The following is a 4,857-nucleotide window of genomic DNA, read 5'->3' as shown; positions in this document are numbered from 1 at the left end:
CCCCAAGTTCACCCGCAACGGCTACAAGACGACCTTCCGCGTCGTGGCTGACGACGTGCACCTGGGTGGCACGTTGGGCCGCTACGCCGCCAAGGACCTGAAGGGCAAGTCCATTGCCGTCATCGATGACCGCACGGCCTATGGCCAGGGCGTTGCCGACGAGTTCGAAAAGGGTGTCAAGGGCGCGGGCGGGAAGATCGTCGGCCGCGAATTCACCAACGACAAGGCCACGGACTTCACCGCCATCCTGACCTCCCTGAAGGGCAAGAAGCCCGACGTCGTCTTCTTCGGCGGCATGGACGCCGTGGCCGGCCCGATGCTGCGCCAGATGAAGCAGCTTGGCATCGAAGCCAAGTTCATGGGCGGCGACGGCATCTGCTCGGGCGAACTGCCCAAGCTGGCCGCTGGCACGATGGCCGATGGCCAGGTCGTCTGCGCCGAAGCCGGTGGTGTCGAGGGCGAAGCCAAGAAGTCGATGGACGACTTCAAGGCCAAGTTCAAGGCCAAGTTCAACGTCGATGTGCAGATCTACGCGCCGTACGTCTATGACGCCGTCAATGTGATGGCGGCTGCCATGGTCAAGGCCGGTTCGGCTGACCCGGCCAAGTACCTGCCTGTGCTGGCCAAGACGGCCGGCTACAAGGGTGTGACCGGCACCATCGCCTTCGACGAGAAGGGCGACATCAAGAACGGCGCCCTGACGCTGTTCACCTACAAGGGCGGCGCCCGCGAGCAGATCGCGGTCGTGCGCTGATTCGGATTCGCGTCCAGAACGCCCGCCTCGGCGGGCGTTTTTCATGACGAACCCGCCCTTGGCGGGTTCGTCGCTTTGAGGAACTCCGAAATGGGATCGATCAGATTCAAGGACGACAAAGGAGTGCTCGTTGCGACAAGCCTTACGGCCGATCGTGAATACTGCCCAGAAAATAAGCAGGGCAATATTTGATTTGCTCGAAAACCGGACCTCGCCGCCGCAAGAGCGCATGAATCGGGTTTCGTCGGATTTCAATGTGACGCCTGTGCGTTTCGCACGTTTTGCAGCGGCTGGCGCCATCCCTGTCATGGTGTTGTCGCCCGCTTTCGGTTCTACTGCGGCCCGTTGTGAAAATGACCGCGGCGGAGACCTCGCGGGCTGCGGCACGACGCGGATTCAAGGGGCAAGCACCCTCTAAACGGGGGGCTTTCAAGCCAGGGGGCCAGAGGCATGATGCCGGCGCGATCAAGGGTTGGTCGGATATGTCCGTTGCGGCGTGTGGCCGAAACGGGCATTCAGAGCCGGCCGGGCGGTCTCCGAGGAGGTCTGCGCAGTCGAGGTTGTCATCGAGGTGGCGATACGGCAGGCGGTCTCCGCGCTAGGGTGAATGGAATATCGATATTGATTCGAATTCCATTGATCGGATTGCAGATGCGGGAACGCCAGTAGTAATGATCGGGGAATGCAAATGATTCGAATATTCAACCATTACCTGCATAAGCAGACCTTGCTTCAGGTCTTCTTCGATCTCGGCCTGATAGTTTTCGCCGTCATTGCGGTCGTGCTCAGCCAAGGTGAGTCGGCGCAGATGGTGCTGCCGTTCGCGGCGTCGCACGGCCTGTCACTGGCCGGTTGCATGTTCGTGATCAATTCGGCTACGGGCTTCTACCAGCATGTGCACAACCGCTCGATCACGGAGTCCTGCGCCCGGGCCCTGTTCGGGCTGCTGTTTGGCCTGCCGCTGGCCTATGCCATCTTCAGTCTGGTGCCTTCGAACACCAGCCACCGCGACATGCTGACCCTGGTTGCCATGAGCGCTGTCGCCGCAGTCATGGTGCATCGTGTCTATGCGGCCCATTCGGGTACTCAGGCACGCATGCGCAGCCGCATCCTGATCTTCGGCACCGGCATTGCGGCCCGCTCCGTCGGCAATACCTTGCGCGCCTCCGATCCGCATGCGCAGATCGTCGGTTTCTACGCCGGCCCCAACGAGGACCAGCCCGAAGTGCCGCGCGCCGAGATCATCAATGACGGCGCCAACCTGACCGAGGCTGCACTCAAGCACAACGTCGACGAGATCGTCGTGGCCCTCAGCGAGCGCCGTGGCGGCAGCATGCCGTTGCGGCAACTGCTGGATTGCAAGCTGTCCGGCGTGCGCGTGGTGGATATCGCCACCCACTTCGAGAAGACACTGGCCCAGATCAACATCAAGCATGTCAATGCCGGTTGGCTGGTGTTTGGTGACGGCTTCAGCCAGGGCATGCTGCGCGCCGCGATCAAGCGCGTGTGCGACATCGTCTTCGCCGCGCTGATTCTGGCGGTGACCTGGCCCATCATGCTGATCACGGCCCTGGCCATCCGCTTCGAATCGCGTGGGCCGATGCTCTACCGTCAGGAGCGGGTGGGGCTGAATGGTGTGCCCTTCAACGTCATCAAGTTCCGCAGCATGCGCACCGATGCTGAAAAGGACGGCAAGCCGCGTTGGGCCACCAAGAACGACGACCGCGTGACGCGTATTGGTCGCTTCATCCGCAAGGTTCGCATCGACGAACTGCCCCAGCTCTTCAATGTGCTGTGGGGCGAGATGAGCATGGTCGGCCCGCGCCCGGAGCGCCAGTTCTTCGTCGACGAACTCATCAGCAAGATCCCCTATTACGCTGTGCGCCACAGCGTGAAGCCGGGCGTCACGGGTTGGGCCCAGGTGCGCTATGAGTACGGCTCGACCATCGAAGACTCGGTCGAGAAGCTGCAGTACGACCTGTACTACGTCAAGAACCACTCCCTCTTCCTTGATCTGCTGATCATGCTGGAGACGGTGGCCGTGGTGCTGACTGGCAAGGGCGCTCGCTGAGCGCGGCGGCGCTTCGGCGTAAGCGCCGATGCCCGAACGCCAGGGGCATGCTTGAATGATGCATGTCTCTTGTCGCCGATTTGGACTCTGCCCCGGGCGCCATGATTGAGGCGCTGGCTCCCTTCCTCTCCTTGAGCAGCCTTGGCGATCTGATCTGCTGTGCGGCCTACGGGCTGTTCGCGCTCTACTTCGCGCAGCGGCTGCTGCGGGGCAGCATGCCCGTCTCCGTGCTCGCCATGGTGTTCCTGGCGGCGCTGACAGCCAGTTCGATCTGGGCCGGCCYGGCGCTGATGGATGAACTGAGGCATTGGTCCGACCGCTTGCCGACCTGGGTCGTTCCGGGCCTTGACCTGCTGCGCATCAGCTTCTGGTTTGCCTTCATGCTGATGCTGCTCCCGCCACCGCGGCGGGGCGGTGGCCTGGGTTGGTTGCGTCCCCTCGCGGTCGTCGCGGTGCTGGCGCGTCTGGTGTTGCTCCTGGTCGGCGAGAGCGTACCGGCGGAGAGCCTGGCTCGTCCCCAGGCCTTCGCCGCCTTGGGCTTGGCAGTGCTGGGCCTTGTGATGGTCGAGCAGATGCTGCGCAATGCGACCGGCGACGCGCGATGGAATGCCAAGCCGGTCTGCCTGGGGCTGGGTGCCATCTTTGTCTTCGACCTCTTCATCGGGTCGCAGGCCGCGCTGTTCCAGCGTTTTGACGGTGACGCGATCAGCGTTCGCTCGCTGGTCCATGCCGCGGCGGTGCCGCTGCTCTATGTGGCGTCCCGCCGCTATGCCGACTGGCTCGGCAGGCTGCATGTGTCGCGGGCGGCGGTCTTCCATTCGGCGACGCTGCTACTGGTCGGCGTCTACCTGCTGATGGTGGCCGGCGTGGGCTACTACGTGCGCTACACCGGCGGCGAGTGGGGGCGGGCGCTGTCCGTAGCCCTGGTTTTCGTCGCGCTGGTGGCACTGACGCTGCTGATGGCCTCCGGGTCGATGCGTTCGCGCCTGCGTGTCTACATCAGCAAGAACTTCTTCAGCTATCGCTACGACTACCGCGAGGAGTGGCTGCGGTTCACCCAGCTCTTGTCTGGCAGCGCAGAACCCCAGCACACGGCCGAAACCGTGGTGCGCGCCCTCGCCAACCTGGTCGAAAGCCCGAGCGGCATGCTGTGGTTGCCGCGTGCCGCGGGTGGCGACTTCGTGCAGGCCGCCCGCTGGAACCTGCCCGCCGAACTGGGCAGCGAGGCGCACGATGGCCCGCTGGCGACGTTCTGGCGCGAGCGCGCCTGGATCGTCGACGTGGATGAGTGTCGTGAACGCCCTGAGGCCTACCCCGGCCTCGAATTGCCGGCCTGGCTGGCCGAGGAGCCACGTTGCTGGCTGCTGGTGCCCCTGCTGGTGCGCGAAGCCTTGATCGGTTTTGCGGTATTGGGGCGGCCGCGTGTGGTCGTCGAGGTGAACTGGGAGGTGCGCGACCTGCTGCGCACGGCCGCCAGCCAGGCGTCAGGCTATCTGGACCAGGCCCAGGCCACGGAGGCGTTGCTGGAGGCGCGCAAATTCGATGCCTTCAACCGCATGTCGGCTTTCGTCGTGCACGACCTGAAGAACATCGTCACCCAGCTCTCGCTGATGATGAAGAACGCCAAGCGCCTGCGCGACAACCCTGAATTCCAGCAGGACATGCTCGATACGGTGGAGAACTCGCTGGAGAAGATGCGCCAGTTGATGCTCCAGTTGYGCGAGGGCGACAAGCCGCATGGCGTGACCAGCGGTGTCGACCTGGAGCAGATCGCCAAGCGCCTTGCGGCTGCGGCTTCCAGCAAGGGCAGGGTACTGGAATTGACGCTGCAGGGCGGTGTCAGCACGCGTGGGCATGCGGAGCGCGTGGAGCGCGTGCTTGGCCATGTCGTGCAGAACGCCTTCGATGCCACGCCCGCGAGCGGCCGGGTCTGCCTGACCCTGGATGCCCAGGGCAGCCAGGCGCGCGTTCGCGTGGAGGACAGCGGCTGCGGCATGAGCGAGGATTTCATTCAGAATCGCCTCTTCAAGCC

The 4,857-nt window shown here is 63.8% G+C and carries 4 protein-coding genes; all 4 read left to right on the top strand.

Annotated features, from left to right (window positions below; translation table 11 throughout):
- Positions 1-754 (top strand): branched-chain amino acid ABC transporter substrate-binding protein (locus AC1DU6_RS20140; protein WP_477859128.1); only part of this gene is annotated, 754 nt, incomplete at its 5' end.
- 154 nt (positions 755-908) lie between these two features.
- Positions 909-1,172, top strand: a complete 264-nt coding sequence (locus AC1DU6_RS20135; protein WP_457391595.1) for a hypothetical protein — start codon at positions 909-911, stop codon at positions 1,170-1,172.
- Between the two features lie 264 nt (positions 1,173-1,436).
- Positions 1,437-2,825: a TIGR03013 family XrtA/PEP-CTERM system glycosyltransferase gene (locus AC1DU6_RS20130; protein ID WP_235531933.1), complete on the top strand. Its 1,389-nt coding sequence runs from the start codon at positions 1,437-1,439 to the stop codon at positions 2,823-2,825.
- 131 nt (positions 2,826-2,956) lie between these two features.
- Positions 2,957-4,857, top strand: a 1,901-nt coding sequence (prsK, locus tag AC1DU6_RS20125; protein ID WP_477859127.1) for an XrtA/PEP-CTERM system histidine kinase PrsK, incomplete at its 3' end; no start/stop codon positions are given.

This window comes from Roseateles sp. P5_B10 (assembly GCF_056400485.1).
The sequence above is the reverse complement of the archived record's forward strand: the minus strand, read 5'-3'. Positions and strand labels throughout refer to the sequence as shown.